Here is a 15,996-nt window from a genome sequence, read left to right on the forward strand (position 1 = left end):
CGGTCCGTGGTGCGGGCCGGTGGTGATCCTTTTGGGTGCGGCCTCCCCCTCCGAGTAGACTGCCTGAGTTGCTCGGCGAGGGAGGCCGTACTCGCGTCTGCGAATACGGCGGTCCGTTATCGACGCGCTCTTCGTAGCAGGCCGTTCGTGGCCGGGTGACCACGTCCGTTCCGAGTTCCTACGAGGAGTGATCCATATGTCCGAGGTGAAGCTCGCCGCCGAGACCCGCACCGAGTTCGGCAAGGGTGCGGCCCGTCGCATCCGCCGTGACAACAAGGTGCCGGTCGTTCTGTACGGCCACGGCACCGAGCCGGTGCACCTGACCCTGCCGGGTCACGAGCTGCTGCTGGCGCTGCGCACGCCGAACGTCCTGATCTCCCTGGACATCGACGGCAAGTCCAACGAGCTGGCGATCCCGAAGGCCGTGCAGCGTGACCCGCTGAAGGGTTTCCTGGAGCACGTGGACCTGCTGCTGGTCAAGCGTGGCGAGAAGGTCAACGTCGACATCTTCGTGCACACCGAGGGTGAGCTGGCGCCCGGCGGCAACCTGCTGGAGCACGTGCTGAACGCGCTGCCGGTCGAGACCGAGGCCACGCACATCCCGGAGTCGGTCACCGTGTCCGTCGAGGGCCTGGCGGCCGGTGCCTCCGTCCTCGCCAAGGACATCCCCCTGCCGGCCGGCACCACGCTGGCCGTCGAGGAGGACACGGTCGTCCTTCAGGTCCTGGCCGCCCAGGCCGAGGAGTCCGAGGGCGAGTCCGCCGAGGGTGAGTCCGCCGAGGCCTGATCCTCGTAGTCGTCGTTTCGTCAGCCGCTGTTTCCCCCGGGGGGGCAGCGGCTGGCGCGTATCAAGGAGAGATGGACGTGACCACTCCCGCCAGTGCGCCCTGGCTGATCGTCGGGCTCGGCAATCCGGGGCCGGAGTACGCGATGAACCGGCACAATGCCGGTTTCATGGTGGCGGACCTGCTCGCGGAGCGGATCGGGGGGAAGTTCAAGCGGGCGGGCAAGGCGCAGGCGCAGGTGCTGGAGGGGCGGATCGGCCCGGCCGGGCCGGCGAGCCGTCGGGTGATCCTGGCGAAGCCGATGTCGTTCATGAATCTGTCCGGTGGTCCGGTGAACGCGCTGCGGGACTTCTACAAGGTTCCGGTGGGGAACATCGTGGCGGTCCATGACGAGCTGGACATCGACTACGGCACGCTGCGGCTGAAGCTGGGCGGCGGGGACAACGGGCACAACGGCCTGAAGTCGATGACGAAGGCGATGGGGCCGGATTACCACCGGGTGCGGTTCGGGATCGGCCGGCCGCCGGGGCGGATGCAGGTGGCCGATTTCGTGCTGAAGGATTTCGCGTCGGCGGAGCGCAAGGAGCTGGACTTCTTCGTGGACCGTGCGGCGGACGCGGTGGAGTGTCTGGTGGCGGAGGGGCTGGAGCGGGCGCAGAGCGCGTACAACTCCTGACGTGTCCGGTCGGGCCGCCCACCGGAGTTGACCGGCCGTAGGGGTATGGCCAATGATCCCGGCCATGCCTGCCACCGTCCGTACCGCTCGTCGGGCGTCCGGGACCGCGCTGCGGTTCGGCCGGGTCGCCGCGATGGGAGCGCTCGCCGCGCTGATCCTGTTCGCCGGGGTGTGGGGTTCCTGGGGGACCGCGCAGCACGTGCTGCTGGCGAAGGGGCGTGAGTCCGGGACGGTGAAGGTGACGCGGTGTGCCGGGGACGCCTGTACGGGGCCGTTCACGCCGGCGTCGGCCGGGGGGCGGGCACGGGCCCGCGTGGAGCTGGCGAGGTCCGTGGCGGTGCGTACGGGGGCGACGTACGACGTGGTGCTGAAGCCGGGCACGGGGGAGGCGGTGCGGTCCGGTGCGGCGGGGATTCTGCTGGCCTGGCTGCCGCTGGGCGGGGCGCTGCTGCTGGCGTCGGTGGTGGTCGCGGGCGGGATGCGGCTGGCGCGTCCGGCGTGGGTGCTGGGGCTGGCCGGCGCGGGGCTGCTGACGGCGGCGTTCGTGGCGGTGCGCTGAGCGCGCGTCGAGCCGGGGAAACGGGGGTGCCCCCGGGGTCGTACGATCCCGGGGGCACCCTTTTCCGGCGGGGGTCAGCCGGTGTTGCGCAGGCCGGCCGCCACGCCGTTGACGGTGAGGAGCAGGGCGCGGGAGAGCAGCGGGTCGGGGTTGACGCCGGCCGCGGCGGCGTCGCGCTGCCGCTTGAGCAGGGCGACCTGGAGGTAGGAGATGGGGTCCAGGTAGGCGTCGCGGATGGCGAAGGTCTGCTTGAGGACGGGCTGGGCGTCCAGCAGTTCCTTCTCGCCGGTGACCTTCAGGACCTCGGCGACGGTCAGCTCGTGTTCGGCCTTGATGGTGTCGAAGACGTGGCGGAGCTGGTCGGGGACGAGGGTGTCGACGTAGTGCTGGGCGATCCGCAGGTCCGTCTTGGCGAGGGTCATCTCGACGTTGGAGATGAAGTTGCGGAAGAAGTGCCACTGCTGGTGCATCTCGTCGAGGACGGTGTCCAGGCCGGCCTCGCGCAGGGCCTTCAGGCCGGAGCCGACGCCGAACCAGCCGGGGACGATCTGCCGGGACTGGGTCCAGCCGAACACCCACGGGATGGCGCGCAGGCCGTCGAGCGAGACGCCGGAGCCGGGGCGGCGGGAGGGCCGGGAGCCCAGGTGCAGGTCGGCGAGCTGGTCGACCGGGGTCGACGCGAGGAAGTACGTGGGCAGGTCCGGGTCCTCGACGAGGCGCCGGTAGGCGGCGTGGGCGGCGTCGGAGACGACGTCCATGGCCGCGTCCCAGCGGGCGAGGGCCTCGTCGGACTGGCGGGGCGCGGTGTGCAGGGCGGAGGCCTGCAGGGTGGCCGCGACCGTCAGTTCCAGGTTCTCCCGGGCGAGGGAGGGGATGAGGTACTTGTCGGAGATGACCTCGCCCTGCTCGGTGACCTTGATCTCGCCCTCCAGGGTGCCCCAGGGCTGGGCGAGGATGGCGTCGTGGGAGGGGCCGCCGCCGCGGCCGACGGTGCCGCCGCGGCCGTGGAAGAGGCGCAGGCGGACGCCGTAGCGGTGGGCGACGTCGCGCAGCCGGCGCTGGGCGCGGTGGATCTCCCACTGGCTGGTGGTGATGCCGCCGAACTTGGAGGAGTCGGAGTAGCCGAGCATGACCTCCTGGACGTCCCCGCGCAGCGCGACCAGGCGCCGGTAGGACGGGTCGGAGAGCATGTCCTCCAGGATGGTGTCGGCGGCCTTCAGTTCGTCGGTGGTCTCCAGCAGCGGGACGATGCCGATCTTCGCCCAGCCGGCGTGCAGGTCGAGGAGGCCGGCCTCGCGGGCGAGGACGGCGGCGGCGAAGACGTCGTCGGCGCCCTGGCACATGGAGATGATGTAGGACTCGATGACCTCGGGGCCGAAGACCTCCAGGGCCTTCCGGACCGTCTGGAAGACGCCGAGGGTCTTCTCGCCGGCGGCGTCGACGGGGGCCGGGCTCGGGGCGAGCGGCCTCCTGGAGCGCAGTTCCTTGGCGAGGAGCTTGGCCCGGTACTCGCGGGGCATGTCGGCGTAGCGCCAGGACTCCTCGCCGAGCCGGTCGAAGAGCTGGCCGAGGGCGTGGTGGTGGGCGTCGGCGTGCTCGCGGACGTCCATGGTGGCGAGCTGGAGGCCGAAGGCGGCCAGGGTGCGGATGGTGCGGGCCAGGCGGCCGTCGGCGAACAGGCCGCCGCGGTGTTCGCGCAGGGAGGCCTGGATGATCCTGAGGTCGTTCAGCAGCTCGCCGGTGCCGAGGTAGTCGCGGCCGTCCTCGTGGGGGGTGCCCTTGGCGAGGCGCCGCTTGGTGTTGACCAGCTTCTGCCGGACGCAGGTGGCCTTGAGCCGGTAGGGCTCCTCGGCGTTCAGGCGCTTGTAGCGGGGGCTGATCTCGGGGAGCAGCTCCAGGTCGGTCTTGAGGGAGTCCAGCAGCTCTTCGGTGGCTCCGGTGTAGCGGATGGAGTTGGAGAGCAGGCCGCGCAGCTCGTCGATCATCTCCAGGGCGTCGTTGATGCCGTGTTCGTGCTGGAGGATGAGGACGTCCCAGGTGACCTGGGGGGTGACGTTGGGGTTGCCGTCGCGGTCGCCGCCGATCCAGGTGCCGAAGGTGAGCGGGCGGGTGTCGTCGGGGAGCTTGACGCCGACGCGTTCCAGTTCCGCGGTCAGGTCCTCCAGGACGTCGCCGACGGCGCCGGCGTGCAGTTCGTCCAGGTAGTAGATGGCGTTGCGGGCCTCGTCGGAGGGTTCGGGGCGTACGACGCGCAGCTCGTCTGTCTGCCAGACGAGGTCGATGTTCTCGGCGAGGCGGACGTCGTGGCGGCGCCGGTCGGTGTCGAGGACGGGGGTGTCCAGGAGGGCCGCGATGCGCCGCAGCTTGTTGAGGACGGACCGGCGGGCGGCCTCGGTGGGGTGGGCGGTGAAGACCGGGCGGACGTTGAGGTTCTGCACGGCCTGGCGCAGGTGCTCGGGGTCGGCGTCCTTGAGCCGGTCGGCGGTGCGGGAGAGCAGGCCGCCCTCGGCGGCGCGGCGGGCGCGCAGCTCGCGGCCGCGGTGCACCTGCTCGGTGACGTTGGCGAGGTGGAAGTAGGTGGAGAAGGCGCGGACCAGCTTGGCCGCGGTCTCCAGTTCGGTGCCACGCAGCAGCTCGGCGGCGGCTTCGCCGTCCTCGCGGGTGAGGCGGCGGACCTTCTCGACCAGTTCGAGGAGTTCGGGGCCCTCCTGCCGGACGAGGGTCTCGCCCAGGAGGTCGCCCAGCCGGCGGATGTCGGCGCGCAGCTCGCTGCCGGTTGTGGTGGTCTGGTCGTCGGCACTGCTCACAGGTTGCGGCTCCTTGCAGTGTTGAAGCTCGGCTGGCGGGGAACCCGGCCGGCCACCGCGCGCGGCGGGGCGCCGCATACGGGCCGTGGCGTCCGGGAAGGAAACTTCAGCGGACCGCGCTGTCCGACCGGTTCCAAGGATAGGTGGCGATGTGGACGCGCAGGGTCTGGGGCTCTTGCCGCGGCGTGACGCGCTGCCATACTTACGATGCCGTAGGTTACGGAACCGTAGGGAAGCGCCGTCGAGTCCCGCCCGGTCCCGGCGGCCCCCGGCATCCGACTGGACCCTCGACCCCACAGGGGACGCGTATGACCTCAAGTTCCGATGTGATCGACGAGGCCCGCGAGGCCACCGACACACCTGTTCCTTCCGCCACGCTGGGCGGTGAGCGGAAGCGTTCGATCGAGCAGATCACGCTGCTGCTCTTCATCACGGTGCCGTTCCTGGCGCTGGTGGCGGCGGTGCCGCTGGCCTGGGGATGGGGGGTGAGCTGGCTCGATCTGGGCCTGCTGGTGTTCTTCTACTTCCTCGGGTGCCACGGCATCACGATCGGTTTCCACCGGTACTTCACCCATGGCTCGTTCAAGGCCAAGCGGCCCCTGCGGATCGCGCTGGCGATCATGGGCTCGCTGGCGGTGGAGGGCCCGCTGGTGCGGTGGGTGGCCGATCACCGCAGGCATCACAAGTTCTCCGACGCCGAGGGCGATCCGCACTCTCCGTGGCGGTTCGGGGAGACGGTCCCGGCGCTGATGAAGGGCCTGTGGTGGGCGCACATCGGCTGGATGTTCGACGAGGAGCAGACCCCGCAGGAGAAGTACGCCCCGGACCTGGTCAAGGATCCGGCGATGCGGGCGATCTCCCGGCAGTTCGTGCTGTGGACGCTGGTGTCGCTGCTGCTGCCGCCGCTGATCGGCGGGCTGGTGAAGATGTCGTGGTGGGGCGCGTTCACCGCGTTCTTCTGGGGTTCACTCGTCCGGGTGGCGCTGTTGCACCATGTGACGTGGTCGATCAACTCGATCTGCCACGCGGTGGGCAAGCGGCCGTTCAAATCGCGGGACCGCTCGGGCAATGTGTGGTGGCTGGCGATCCTGTCCTGCGGCGAGTCCTGGCACAACCTGCACCACGCCGACCCGACCTCGGCGCGGCACGGGGTGATGCGCGGCCAGCTGGACTCCTCGGCGCGGTTCATCCGCTGGTTCGAGCAGCTGGGCTGGGCGTACGACGTGCGCTGGCCGTCACGCTCGCGCATCGATTCGCGGCGTGACACCGGGGAAGGCGGTTCCCGGCGCCGGAGGGAATCCGCCGAGGCGGCATGATTGACGCCGTGGCGACCGACTCCAGCAGCAATCCAGGCAACGACAAGCAGCGGCGGACCCGCCGGACCCGTATGACCGGTGCCGAGCGCCGCCAGCAGTTGCTGGAGATCGGTCGCACCCTTTTCGCGGCGAAGGGCTTCGAGGGCACGTCGGTGGAGGAGATCGCGGCGAAGGCCGGGGTGTCCAAGCCGGTGGTGTACGAGCACTTCGGCGGGAAGGAGGGGCTGTACGCGGTGGTGGTGGACCGGGAGATGCGCCGGCTGCTGGACATGGTCACCGGCTCGCTGACGGCCGGGCACCCGCGTGAGCTGTGCGAACAGGCGGCGTTCGCGCTGCTGGACTACATCGAGGAGTACACGGACGGGTTCCGCATCCTGGTCCGCGACTCCCCCATCCCGCAGTCCACGGGGTCCTTCGCGTCCCTGATCTCCGACATCGCCACCCAGGTGGAGGACATCCTGGGCCGCGAGTTCAAGTCGCGGGGTTTCGATCCGAAGCTCGCCCCGCTGTACGCCCAGGCGCTGGTCGGGATGGTGGCGCTGACCGGGCAGTGGTGGCTGGACGTGCGCCGGCCGAAGAAGGCGGAGGTGGCGGCGCATCTGGTGAACCTGGCCTGGCACGGCCTGGACGGGCTGGAGCCGAAGCCGCGGTTGATAGGCCACCGCAAGGCGTAGGCCGGGCTCGCGGCACGCCTTCGGGGCCGCGGCCCCGGCGCCTTCGGGGCCGCGGACCCGGCCCGAGGGCCTCATCCCGACGGTTTCACGGCGACCGCGAACAGCCGGCGGAACGGCAGGACCGTGCCGTAGGGAGCGCTCGGATAGGCGGTGCGCAGCAGATCCCGGTACTCGGCGAGGAACGCCTCGCGGGCCCCGGGATCGTCGGCCAGCGCGGTCAGGACGGGGCGCAGCCCGGTCCCCTTCACCCAGTCGAGCACCGGGTCCTCGCCCTGGAGGACGTGCTGGTAGGTGGTCTGCCACACGTCGGCCGCGCAGCCGAGGCGGGCGAGGCGGTCCAGGTAGAAGCCGGGCGGGTGCACGGAGTCCGTGCCGCGCGGGACGCCGGCGAGGCGGGAGCGCCAGCGGGGCGCGGCGGCGAGGCCGCGCAGCAGCGCGTGCAGCGGGGCGTCGAGGTTGTCGGGGACCTGGAAGGCGAGGGCGCCGCCGGGTTCCAGGGCGGCGATCCAGCCCGCGAACCGGTCGGCGTGGCCCGGCACCCATTGCAGGGTGGCGTTGGAGACGATCAGGTCGTACGGCTCCCCGGGCGTCCAGGTCCGTACGTCGGCGTGGGCGAAGTCGAGCCGGCCGCCGCCCGCGGTCGGCCCCTCGTGATCGGCGCGGGCCCGGTCGAGCATCTCGGGCGAGTTGTCGTAGCCCGTGACGCGGGCGGCGGGCAGGCGCCCGGCGAGCAGGGCGGTGACGTTGCCGGGGCCGCAGCCGAGGTCGGCGACGCGGGGCCGGTCGCGGGGCGGGCCGGGGACGCGGGCGAGGAGGTCGGTGAAGGCGCGGGCGCGGTGACCGGCGTGGCGCAGGTACTGGGCGGGGTCCCAGCGGGGTGGGGGGACCGGGCGGGGAGGGGTCATGTCCTCCACCTTCCCCCCACAGATCTCTCGACGTCAAGAGAGTCGATGTCAAGAGACTTCACGTCGACACAACCACTACACTGATCTCCATGGAGGACGAGGTCGATCGGCTGGTCGCAGCGTGGCGCCGGGAGCGCCCCGACCTCGACGTGGAGCCGCTGGAAGTACTGAGCCGGGTCAGCCGGCTCGCCCGGCACCTGGACCGTGCGCGCCGGCTCGCCTTCGCCGAGCACCAGCTCGAGCCCTGGGAGTTCGACGTGCTGACCGCGCTGCGGCGCGCGGGCACGCCGTACCAGCTCTCCCCCGGCCAGTTGCTGACGCAGACCCTGGTCACCTCCGGCACGATGACCAACCGTATCGACCGGCTGGCGAAGAAGGGCCTGGTGGAGCGGCTGCCCGACCCCAGCGACCGGCGGGGGGTGCTGGTCCGGCTGACCGACGAGGGCCGGGACCGCGCGGACCAGGCGCTGGCGGGACTGCTGGAGCAGGAACGGGCGATCCTCGCCGAGCTGTCCCGCGCCCAGCGCGGCGAACTGGCCGGGCTGCTACGCCAGCTGACCGCCCCGTTCGACAACATCCCCGGTTAGGTCCGCCGGGCCCACCCCGGCCCGCCGGGCGAGCGCCACGGCGGCCAGCGTGGAGTGGACGCCCAGTTTGCCGAGGACGTTCTGCATATGGGTGCGGACGGTGTGCGGGGACAGGAACAGCCGTTCCGCGACGGCCTTGCGGCCGAGCCCGGCGACCATGCAGCGCAGCACCTCCCGTTCCCTGGGGGTGAGGGACTCCACCAGCCGCTCGCTCTCGGTGCGGTGCCGGCGGGCCGCCGTCAGCTCCTTCAGCACCCCCGTGAGCAGCGCGGGCGGCAGATGCGTCTCGTCGCGTAGCACGCCCCGTATCACCGTCAGCAGCCGGGACAGCGAACAGTCCTTGGCGACCCAGCCGCAGGCGCCGGCCTGGAGGGCGAGGGCCGCGCGGCGCGGGTCGTCCTTCTCGGCGAGGACGACGCTGCGCACGCCGGGCTGGGCGGTGCGCACCCCGGCGACCAGGGAGATGCCGTCGACCAGGCCCTCCTCGTTGCCGTCGCGCACCGGTACGGCCGGGCGGGCGCCGGGCGGGGGGCCGCCCAGGTCGGCGTCGACCAGCAGGACGTCGTAGCGGCGGCCCTCGCCGGCCGCCCGTTCCAGGCAGCGCAGCGCGGCCGGGCCGCTGCCGGCGGCGAAGACGTCGACGTCCGGTTCGGCGGCCAGGGCGGCGGCCAGCGACTCGGCGAAGATGCGGTGGTCGTCGACGACGAGGACTCGGATACGAACCACGTAACCCCCTTCCCCGGGCTCCGCGTGGAGCAGGGGATGTCCAAGGTCCGGAAGGCTCCGGAAACAGGCGGGTCCGGCAATACCGGGAGAACATGCGGAGAACGACGACTCGTCCGGATGCGGCATCCGTGGGCGGGGACACGCGCCGTACGGCCGCCGCCGTCACGGAGACCGCTGCCCCACCGCGGGCGCCGCACCCGCCTGTCTCGCCCCCTGAGCGGCACCGGCCCCCACCGGTGCTGTTCCACAGAGTACGGATGGCAGCACGCAGCGGAAGGAGATTTGCAGAACTGGCCGTCCGGCGCGTTTATGGTGTGCCGCATGTTTCGTATTGAGGCGGAAGTCGACAAGGCCCGACGTGATCTGCTCCGCTCGCGGCTGCGGGAGACCAACACGGCCGCGTCCCCGGTGCTCGCCGCGCTGCGCGGCACCGCCGGCGAACGCGAGGCACCCCTGCACGTGTGGGCGCTGGACTCCGCCGGCGGCCTGGCGGGCGGCCTGGTCGGCCACACCTGGACGGCCTGGCTGCACATCACCTACCTGTGGGTCGACGCCCGTCACCGCGGCGCGGGCCTCGGCTCCCGCCTGCTCGCCGAGGCGGAACGCCTGGCCGTCGCCCGCGGCTGCGCCTCTGCCCGCCTGGAGACCTGGGACTTCCAGGCCCCCGGCTTCTACCGCGAACAGGGCTACGAGGTGGTCTGCGTGATCCCCGACTACCCCCCGGGGATCACGGAGTACACCCTGACGAAGCGACTGGGCTGACGGGACCTCTCAGACAAGGCGCCGGGCGCCCGGCGAGGGGACCGCCTCGAAGACGCGCGGAGCCGTGTGGCCGGCCGCGGCGAAGGCCTCCTCGATCGCCTTCGTCAGGGTGTCGACGTCCGCGGCCTGGGCGAGGACGATCGCCGAGCCGCCGAAGCCGCCGCCGGTCATGCGGGCGCCGAGGGCGCCGTGGGCCAGGGCGGTGTCGACGACCAGGTCCAGTTCCGGGCAGGAGACGCGGAAGTCGTCGCGCAGGGAGGCGTGGCCCTCGGTGAGGACGGGGCCGATGGCGCGGGGGTCGCCGGCCCGCAGCAGGGCGACCGTGCGCTCGACCCGCTCGTCCTCCGTGACCACGTGCCGGACCAGGCGGACGACCTCCTCCTCGTCGCCGAGGCGGGCGAGGGCCGCGTCCAGGCCGTCGTACGGGATGTCGCGCAGGGCGTCGACGCCGAGCAGGGCCGCGCCCTTCTCGCAGCCGGCCCGGCGCTTGCCGTACTCGCCGCCGCTGTGCGCGTGCTTGACCTGGGTGTCCACCACCAGCAGCCGCAGTCCCCGGGCCGCGAGGTCGAAGGGGATCTGCCGCTGGGACAGGTCGCGGGTGTCCAGGAACAGCGCGTGGCCCTGCTCGCAGCAGGCCGACGCCGTCTGGTCCATGATGCCGGTCGGCGCGCCGACGTAGACGTTCTCGGCGCGCTGGCAGAGCCGGGCCAGCCGCCAGCGCTCCAGGCCCAGGCCGTTGAGGTCGCTCAGCGCGAGCGCGATCACGACCTCCAGGGCGGCGGAGGAGGACAGGCCCGCGCCGGTGGGCACCGTGGACGCCAGGTGGACGTCGGCGCCGGTGATCTCGTGACCCGCCTCGCGCAGCGCCCAGACGACGCCCGCCGGGTACGCCGTCCAGTCCTGGTCGGTCCCGGGCTCGAGGGCGTCCAGGCGCAGCTCGGCGACCCCGCCCCCGATGTCCGCCGAGTGCAGGCGCAGGACGCCGTCGGTGCGGCGGGAGACCGCCGCGAGCGCCTGGTGCGGCAGCGCGAACGGCATGACGAAGCCGTCGTTGTAGTCGGTGTGCTCGCCGATCAGGTTGACCCGGCCCGGCGCCGCCCAGACGCCCTCCGGCCGGGCGCCGTACAGCTCGGCGAAGCGGTCCGCGACCTGCTGTGCCCCCACTAGTGCTCCCTTGTGATGCTCTGCGCGAACTCCCACGCGTCCGCGACGATGCCCGCGAGGTCCGCGCGGGTCGGGTTCCAGCCCAGCTTCTCGCGGGCGGTGTCCGCGGAGGCGACCAGGACCGCCGGGTCGCCGCCCCGGCGCCCCGCGGTCACCTCGGGGATCGGGTGGCCGGTGACCTCGCGGACGGTCTCGATGACCTCGCGGACGGAGAAGCCGTTGCCGTTGCCGAGGTTGCAGATCAGGTGCTCGCCGGGGGCGGCGGCGCCCAGGGCCAGCAGATGGGCGTCGGCCAGGTCCGCCACGTGGATGTAGTCGCGGACGCAGGTGCCGTCGGGGGTGGGGTAGTCGTCGCCGTAGACCGAGATGGCGTCGCGGCGGCCCTGGGCGACCTGGAGGACCAGCGGGATGAGGTGCGACTCGGGGTCGTGCCGCTCGCCGCAGGCGCCATAGGCGCCGGCCACGTTGAAGTAGCGCAGGGAGACCGCGGCCAGGCCGTGGGCGTGCGCCTCGCCGGTGATCATGTGGTCGACGGCGAGCTTGGAGGCGCCGTAGGGGCTGGTGGGCCGCGTCGGGGCGGTCTCCCGGATGGGGGTCTGCTCGGGCTCTCCGTAGGTGGCGGCGGTGGAGGAGAACACCAGCCTGCGCACACCGGCCTCGCGCATCGCCGCGAGCAGCGCCATGCTGCCGCCGACGTTGTTGTCCCAGTACTTCTCCGGCTGCTGCACCGACTCGCCGACCTGCGAGAACGCCGCGAAGTGCAGCACGCCGTCGAAGGAGGGGTCGAGCCACTTGGCGGCGTCGCGGATGTCGCCCTCGACGAAGGCGGCGCCGGCGGGCACGCCCGCGCGGAAGCCGGTGGAGAGGTTGTCCAGGACGGTGACCTCGTGCCCGGCCTCCAGCAGGTGCTGGGCCACGACACTGCCGACGTAACCCGCGCCACCCGTCACCAGGTACTTCATGAACTCGCTACCTCTCGCAGTCGCTCGGCCGCGCGCTCCGGCGGCACGTCGTTGATGAACACGTTCATGCCGGACTCGGAACCCGCGAGGAACTTCAGCTTGCCGGAAGTACGGCGGATGGTGAAAAGCTCGAGGTGGAGCGCGAAGTCGTCGCGCGTCACGCCGTCGAACTCCTCCAGCGTGCCGAACGGGGCCTGGTGCCAGGCCGCGATGTACGGCGTCGGAGGCTCACCCTCGCCGAAGATCCGGTCGAACCGCTTCAAGAGTTCCAGATACACCTGGGGGAACTCTGTGCGTGCCGCCTCGTCCAGCGCGAGCAGATCGGGCACGCGGCGCTTGGGGTACAGGTGGACCTCGTACGGCCAGTGGGCCGCGTACGGCACGAAGGCCGCCCAGTGTTCACCCTCGAGGACGACCCGCTCACCGGCGAGTTCCCTCTCCAGGACCGCGTCGAACAGGTTCTCCCCGCCGGTCGCCTCCTGGTGGGCGGCGAGCGAGCGGAGCATCAACGCCGTGCGGGGGGTGGTGAAGGGGTAGGCGTAGATCTGCCCGTGCGGGTGGCCCAGGGTCACCCCGATCTCGGCGCCGCGGTTCTCGAAGCAGAACACCTGCTCCACGGAGGGCAGGTGGGACAGCTCCGCGGTGCGGTCCGTCCACGCGTCCAGCACCAGGCGGGCCTGCCGGGGGGTGAGGTCGGCGAAGGAGGCGTCGTGGTCGGAGGTGAAGCAGACGACCTCGCAGCGGCCGGAGTCGCCCGCGAGGGAGGGGAAGCGGTTCTCGAAGACGGCGACGTCGTACGAGGAGTCGGGGATCTCGCTGAGCCGGTCGCCGTGCGTCGGGCACAACGGGCACTCGTCGGCCGGCGGGTGGTAGGTGCGGCCCTGGCGGTGCGAGGCGACGGCGACGCTGTCGCCGAGCAGCGGGTCGCGCCGGATCTCGGACGTGGTGACCGTACGGTCCAGCGGGCGCCGGTCCACCGCGTCGCGCACGGTGTCGTCCCGCAGGTCGTAGTAGATCAGCTCACGACCGTCGGCCAGCCGGGTCGAGGTCTTCTTCACGCCTGACTCCTCCACGTCCCCCACGCCATCACTCAACACAATCAAACATAACAGACCACAACTCGACAACGCCCGCGCTCGATCACAATCAAACAAAGAACACCAGTCGAAGTGTTCAAATACCGAACACGGCGGCGTAGGTTCCGCTCTGGATCAGTTCGCGCAACGAAGCGAGTTCTCATGCAAACCCCCACATACGCCCCCACCCTGGCGGCGGAGCTACGGCTCCCCACCAACTGGCTGGACTACGCGATCCTGGCGATCTACTTCGTCGTCGTCCTCGGCATCGGCCTCGCCGCCCGCCGCTCGGTCAAGACCAGCCTCGACTTCTTCCTCTCCGGACGCTCGCTGCCCGCCTGGATCACCGGCCTCGCCTTCATCTCGGCGAACCTGGCGGCCACCGAGATCCTGGGCATGGCCGCCAACAGCGCCCAGTACGGCGCCTACACCGTCCACTGGTACTGGATCGGCGCCATCCCCGCCATGGTCTTCCTCGGCCTGGTGATGATGCCCTTCTACTACGGCAGCAAGGTCCGCTCGGTCCCCGAGTTCCTGCTGCTGCGCTTCGACAAGGCCGCCCACCTGCTCAGCTCGGCGCTCTTCGCCTTCGCCGCGGTGCTGATCGCCGGCGTCAACCTCTACGCCCTCGCCCTCGTGGTCGAGGCCCTGCTCGGCTGGCCGAAGTGGGTCGCCATCCTCGTCGCCGGCGCCCTGGTGCTCGGTTACATCACCCTGGGCGGACTGTCCTCGGCGATTTACAACGAGGTGCTCCAGTTCTTCGTCATCCTCGCCGCGCTCATCCCCATCACCGTGCTCGGCCTGAAGAAGGTCGGCGGCTGGGACGGCCTGACCGACAAGCTCACCGCGCAGCACGGCGCCGACTTCACCACGGCCTGGGGCGGCACCGGCATCGGCGAGGCCAACCCGCTCGGCGCCAACTGGCTCACCATCGTCCTCGGCCTCGGCTTCGTGCTCTCCTTCGGCTACTGGACCACCAACTTCGCCGAGGTGCAGCGCGCCCTGTCCGCGAAGAACCTCTCCGCCGGGCAGCGGACCCCGCTCATCGCCGCCTTCCCGAAGATCTTCATCGTCTTCCTGGTGATGATCCCGGGGCTGGTCGCCGCCGCGCTCGTGCCGACGATCGGCACCGCGAAGTCCGGGCTCCAGTACAACGACGCCATCCCCTACCTGATGCAGGAACTGCTGCCCAACGGCGTGCTCGGCATCGCCGTCACCGGTCTGCTGGCGGCCTTCATGGCGGGCATGGCGGCGAACGTGTCGTCGTTCAACACGGTCTTCACCAACGACATCTGGGCGAAGTACGTCGTGCGCGGCCGCGAGGACGGCTACTACGTGCGGTTCGGCCGGCTGATCACCGTGATCGGCGTCTGCGCCTCCGTCGGCACGGCGTTCCTGGCGTCCTCGTTCTCGAACATCATGAGCTACCTCCAGACGCTGTTCTCCTTCTTCAACGTGCCGATGTTCGTCGTCTTCATCGTCGGCATGTTCTGGAAGCGCGCGTCCGCCAAGTCCGGCTTCTGGGGCCTGCTCGCCGGCACCACCGCGGCGATGATCAACTACTTCGTCTTCTACAAGAAGGGCATCCTCTCCATCCCCTCCGACCAGGGCGCCAACTTCGTCTCCGCGATCGCGGGCTTCGTCGCCGGCGCGGTCGTGATGATCGCGATGTCCCTGTTCACCAAGCCGAAGCCGGCGAAGGAGCTGGAGGGCCTGGTCTACGGCACCCGCTCCCCCGGCATGTCCGAACCGCCCGCCGAGGGCGACGACGCCTGGTACCGCAAGCCGGCCCTGCTGGGCTGGGGCGCGGTCGTCCTGGCCGCCGTCTGCTACGTCCCGTTCTCGTTCTGACGCGGGAGGATCGAGGAAACCATGACCGAGCGTCCCGAACACCGTCCGCCGCACCCCACCGAGCACGACGTCCAGCGGGAGGTCTCCGAGCTGGAGACCAAGTCCGCGACGGCGGCGCGCATCTTCGACCTGCGCCGCATCATCGGCGGGCTGTTCGTGGTCTACGGCGTCATCGTCACGATCGCGGGCATCACCGACTCCCAGGCCGCGATCGACAAGGCCGAGGGCATCAACATCAACCTGTGGACCGGGATCGGCATGCTGCTGCTGGGGATCTTCTTCCTGACGTGGCTGAAGCTGCGGCCCACTCCCCCACCGGTGCCGGTGGAGGAGGAGCGGGCGCAGGAGCACCCGGGGAGCTGACGCCGTACGCCGGCCGCGGGGCGCGGTGCCGTCGGCCGCCCCCGCGCCGCCTGCCCGTCCCCGCGCCCACCCGGCTATCCCCGGGCCGGCCCCGGGCGTGGGCCCGCCCGCTCCAGTAAGCCCGTGCGGGCGGCCAGGGCCGCCGCCTCCAGCCTCGAGCCCACGCCCAGTTTCATCAGGACCCGCTGCACGTGGGTGCGGGCCGTGCTGGGGGCGATGCCCATGCCCGCCGCGATCAGTCGGGTGTCCTCGCCGTCGGCGACCCGGACCAGGACCTCCACCTCGCGCGGGGTCAGCATCTCCAGCAGCCGCTGGGCCTCGTCATCGGGCTGCGCCGCCGGGTTCAGCAGCTCGCCGAACGCCCCCTGGAGCAGTTGCGGGGCCACCGCCGCCTCCCCGGCCCGGGCCTTCATGAGGGCCCGCTCGACGCCCTCGATCCGCTCGTCGTGCCGTACGTACCCCGACGCGCCCGCCGCGAAGGCCGCCGCGATCCCGCGCGGCGACGGCACCGGACCCAGCACCACCACCGCGACCTGCGGACGCTCCCGCTTGATCTTGACGACCGGGTCGAAGACGCCCGGCTCGGCCGGGGCCGCCGTGCCCAGCAGGCACACCTCGGGCGCCCGCGCGATCACCAGGTCCGCCGCGCCCGCGGCCGGTGCCGCCGCGGCGACCACCCGGTGCCCGCGCAGCTTGAGCGCCGACGCCAGCGCCTCCGCGAGCAGGCGGTGGTCGTCGACGACCATGAGCCGCACTCCCATAGAGCAACCCCCCCAGTCCCCC

Annotated in this window: 16 protein-coding genes; 9 read left to right on the forward strand and 7 right to left on the reverse strand. The window is 71.6% G+C overall.

Annotation, left to right across the window (positions count from 1 at the left end; genetic code table 11):
- Positions 1-196: 196 nt before the first annotated feature.
- The 3 genes from ACZ4W9_RS09170 to ACZ4W9_RS09180 all read left to right on the forward strand — a co-directional run bounded on the left by ACZ4W9_RS09170 (position 197) and on the right by ACZ4W9_RS09180 (position 2,020).
- Positions 197-787: a 50S ribosomal protein L25/general stress protein Ctc gene (locus ACZ4W9_RS09170; RefSeq protein WP_467934285.1), complete on the forward strand. Its 591-nt coding sequence runs from the start codon at positions 197-199 to the stop codon at positions 785-787.
- A 71-nt stretch (positions 788-858) separates the two neighbouring features.
- A complete protein-coding gene (gene pth / locus ACZ4W9_RS09175) occupies positions 859-1,461 on the forward strand; it encodes an aminoacyl-tRNA hydrolase (protein WP_467934286.1) in 603 nt (200 codons plus the stop codon).
- Positions 1,462-1,513: 52 nt separating this feature from the next.
- Positions 1,514-2,020, forward strand: a complete 507-nt coding sequence (locus ACZ4W9_RS09180) for a hypothetical protein (protein ID WP_467934288.1) — start codon at positions 1,514-1,516, stop codon at positions 2,018-2,020.
- A gap of 74 nt (positions 2,021-2,094) precedes the next feature.
- Here the strand turns inward: ACZ4W9_RS09180 and ppc are convergent, their stop codons facing one another.
- Positions 2,095-4,827, reverse strand: a complete 2,733-nt coding sequence (gene ppc / locus ACZ4W9_RS09185) for a phosphoenolpyruvate carboxylase (protein ID WP_467934289.1) — start codon at positions 4,825-4,827, stop codon at positions 2,095-2,097.
- A gap of 308 nt (positions 4,828-5,135) precedes the next feature.
- On the opposite strand from ppc, the gene ACZ4W9_RS09190 reads away from it, so the two are divergent.
- Both ACZ4W9_RS09190 and ACZ4W9_RS09195 read left to right on the forward strand, forming a co-directional pair.
- The gene (locus tag ACZ4W9_RS09190) at positions 5,136-6,143 is read left to right on the forward strand and encodes an acyl-CoA desaturase (protein WP_467934290.1); all 1,008 of its coding nucleotides are present in this window, start codon (positions 5,136-5,138) and stop codon (positions 6,141-6,143) included.
- Complete coding sequence (locus tag ACZ4W9_RS09195) at positions 6,140-6,817, forward strand: TetR/AcrR family transcriptional regulator (protein ID WP_190012673.1); 678 nt, start codon at positions 6,140-6,142, stop codon at positions 6,815-6,817. Before ACZ4W9_RS09190 ends, ACZ4W9_RS09195 begins: the two co-directional genes overlap by 4 nt.
- A 71-nt stretch (positions 6,818-6,888) precedes the next feature.
- Here ACZ4W9_RS09195 and ACZ4W9_RS09200 read toward each other — a convergent pair whose 3' ends face one another.
- Complete coding sequence (locus ACZ4W9_RS09200; RefSeq protein WP_467934292.1) at positions 6,889-7,722, reverse strand: trans-aconitate 2-methyltransferase; 834 nt, start codon at positions 7,720-7,722, stop codon at positions 6,889-6,891.
- A gap of 89 nt (positions 7,723-7,811) precedes the next feature.
- Between ACZ4W9_RS09200 and tamR the strand changes: the two genes are divergently transcribed.
- On the forward strand, positions 7,812-8,309 hold the full coding sequence (tamR, locus tag ACZ4W9_RS09205) for a MarR family transcriptional regulator TamR (RefSeq protein WP_184966086.1): 498 nt from the start codon (positions 7,812-7,814) through the stop codon (positions 8,307-8,309).
- Here the strand turns inward: tamR and ACZ4W9_RS09210 are convergent.
- Positions 8,268-9,035: a LuxR C-terminal-related transcriptional regulator gene (locus tag ACZ4W9_RS09210; RefSeq protein ID WP_467934294.1), complete on the reverse strand. Its 768-nt coding sequence runs from the start codon at positions 9,033-9,035 to the stop codon at positions 8,268-8,270. The genes tamR and ACZ4W9_RS09210 overlap by 42 nt on opposite strands.
- Positions 9,036-9,344: 309 nt before the next feature.
- On the opposite strand from ACZ4W9_RS09210, the gene ACZ4W9_RS09215 reads away from it, so the two are divergent.
- A complete protein-coding gene (locus ACZ4W9_RS09215) occupies positions 9,345-9,797 on the forward strand; it encodes a GNAT family N-acetyltransferase (protein WP_467934443.1) in 453 nt (150 codons plus the stop codon).
- A gap of 9 nt (positions 9,798-9,806) precedes the next feature.
- Here the strand turns inward: ACZ4W9_RS09215 and galK are convergent, their stop codons facing one another.
- The 3 genes from galK to galT are packed head-to-tail and all read right to left on the reverse strand — an operon-like array spanning position 9,807 to position 12,981.
- Positions 9,807-10,961, reverse strand: a complete 1,155-nt coding sequence (gene galK / locus ACZ4W9_RS09220) for a galactokinase (protein WP_467934295.1) — start codon at positions 10,959-10,961, stop codon at positions 9,807-9,809.
- Positions 10,961-11,923, reverse strand: a complete 963-nt coding sequence (gene galE, locus ACZ4W9_RS09225) for a UDP-glucose 4-epimerase GalE (RefSeq protein ID WP_467934296.1) — start codon at positions 11,921-11,923, stop codon at positions 10,961-10,963. The genes galK and galE overlap by 1 nt, the downstream gene beginning before the upstream one ends.
- Positions 11,920-12,981: a galactose-1-phosphate uridylyltransferase gene (galT, locus tag ACZ4W9_RS09230; protein ID WP_467934298.1), complete on the reverse strand. Its 1,062-nt coding sequence runs from the start codon at positions 12,979-12,981 to the stop codon at positions 11,920-11,922. The genes galE and galT overlap by 4 nt, the downstream gene beginning before the upstream one ends.
- Positions 12,982-13,161: 180 nt before the next feature.
- Between galT and ACZ4W9_RS09235 the strand changes: the two genes are divergently transcribed.
- Positions 13,162-14,850: a sodium:solute symporter family protein gene (locus ACZ4W9_RS09235; protein WP_467934299.1), complete on the forward strand. Its 1,689-nt coding sequence runs from the start codon at positions 13,162-13,164 to the stop codon at positions 14,848-14,850.
- 21 nt (positions 14,851-14,871) lie between these two features.
- Positions 14,872-15,213: a hypothetical protein gene (locus tag ACZ4W9_RS09240; RefSeq protein ID WP_467934300.1), complete on the forward strand. Its 342-nt coding sequence runs from the start codon at positions 14,872-14,874 to the stop codon at positions 15,211-15,213.
- A gap of 74 nt (positions 15,214-15,287) precedes the next feature.
- Here the strand turns inward: ACZ4W9_RS09240 and ACZ4W9_RS09245 are convergent, their stop codons facing one another.
- On the reverse strand, positions 15,288-15,974 hold the full coding sequence (locus tag ACZ4W9_RS09245; protein ID WP_467934301.1) for a helix-turn-helix transcriptional regulator: 687 nt from the start codon (positions 15,972-15,974) through the stop codon (positions 15,288-15,290).
- Positions 15,975-15,996: the final 22 nt, after the last annotated feature.

The sequence above is a fragment of the Streptomyces sp. NPDC029296 genome (genome assembly GCF_055569255.1).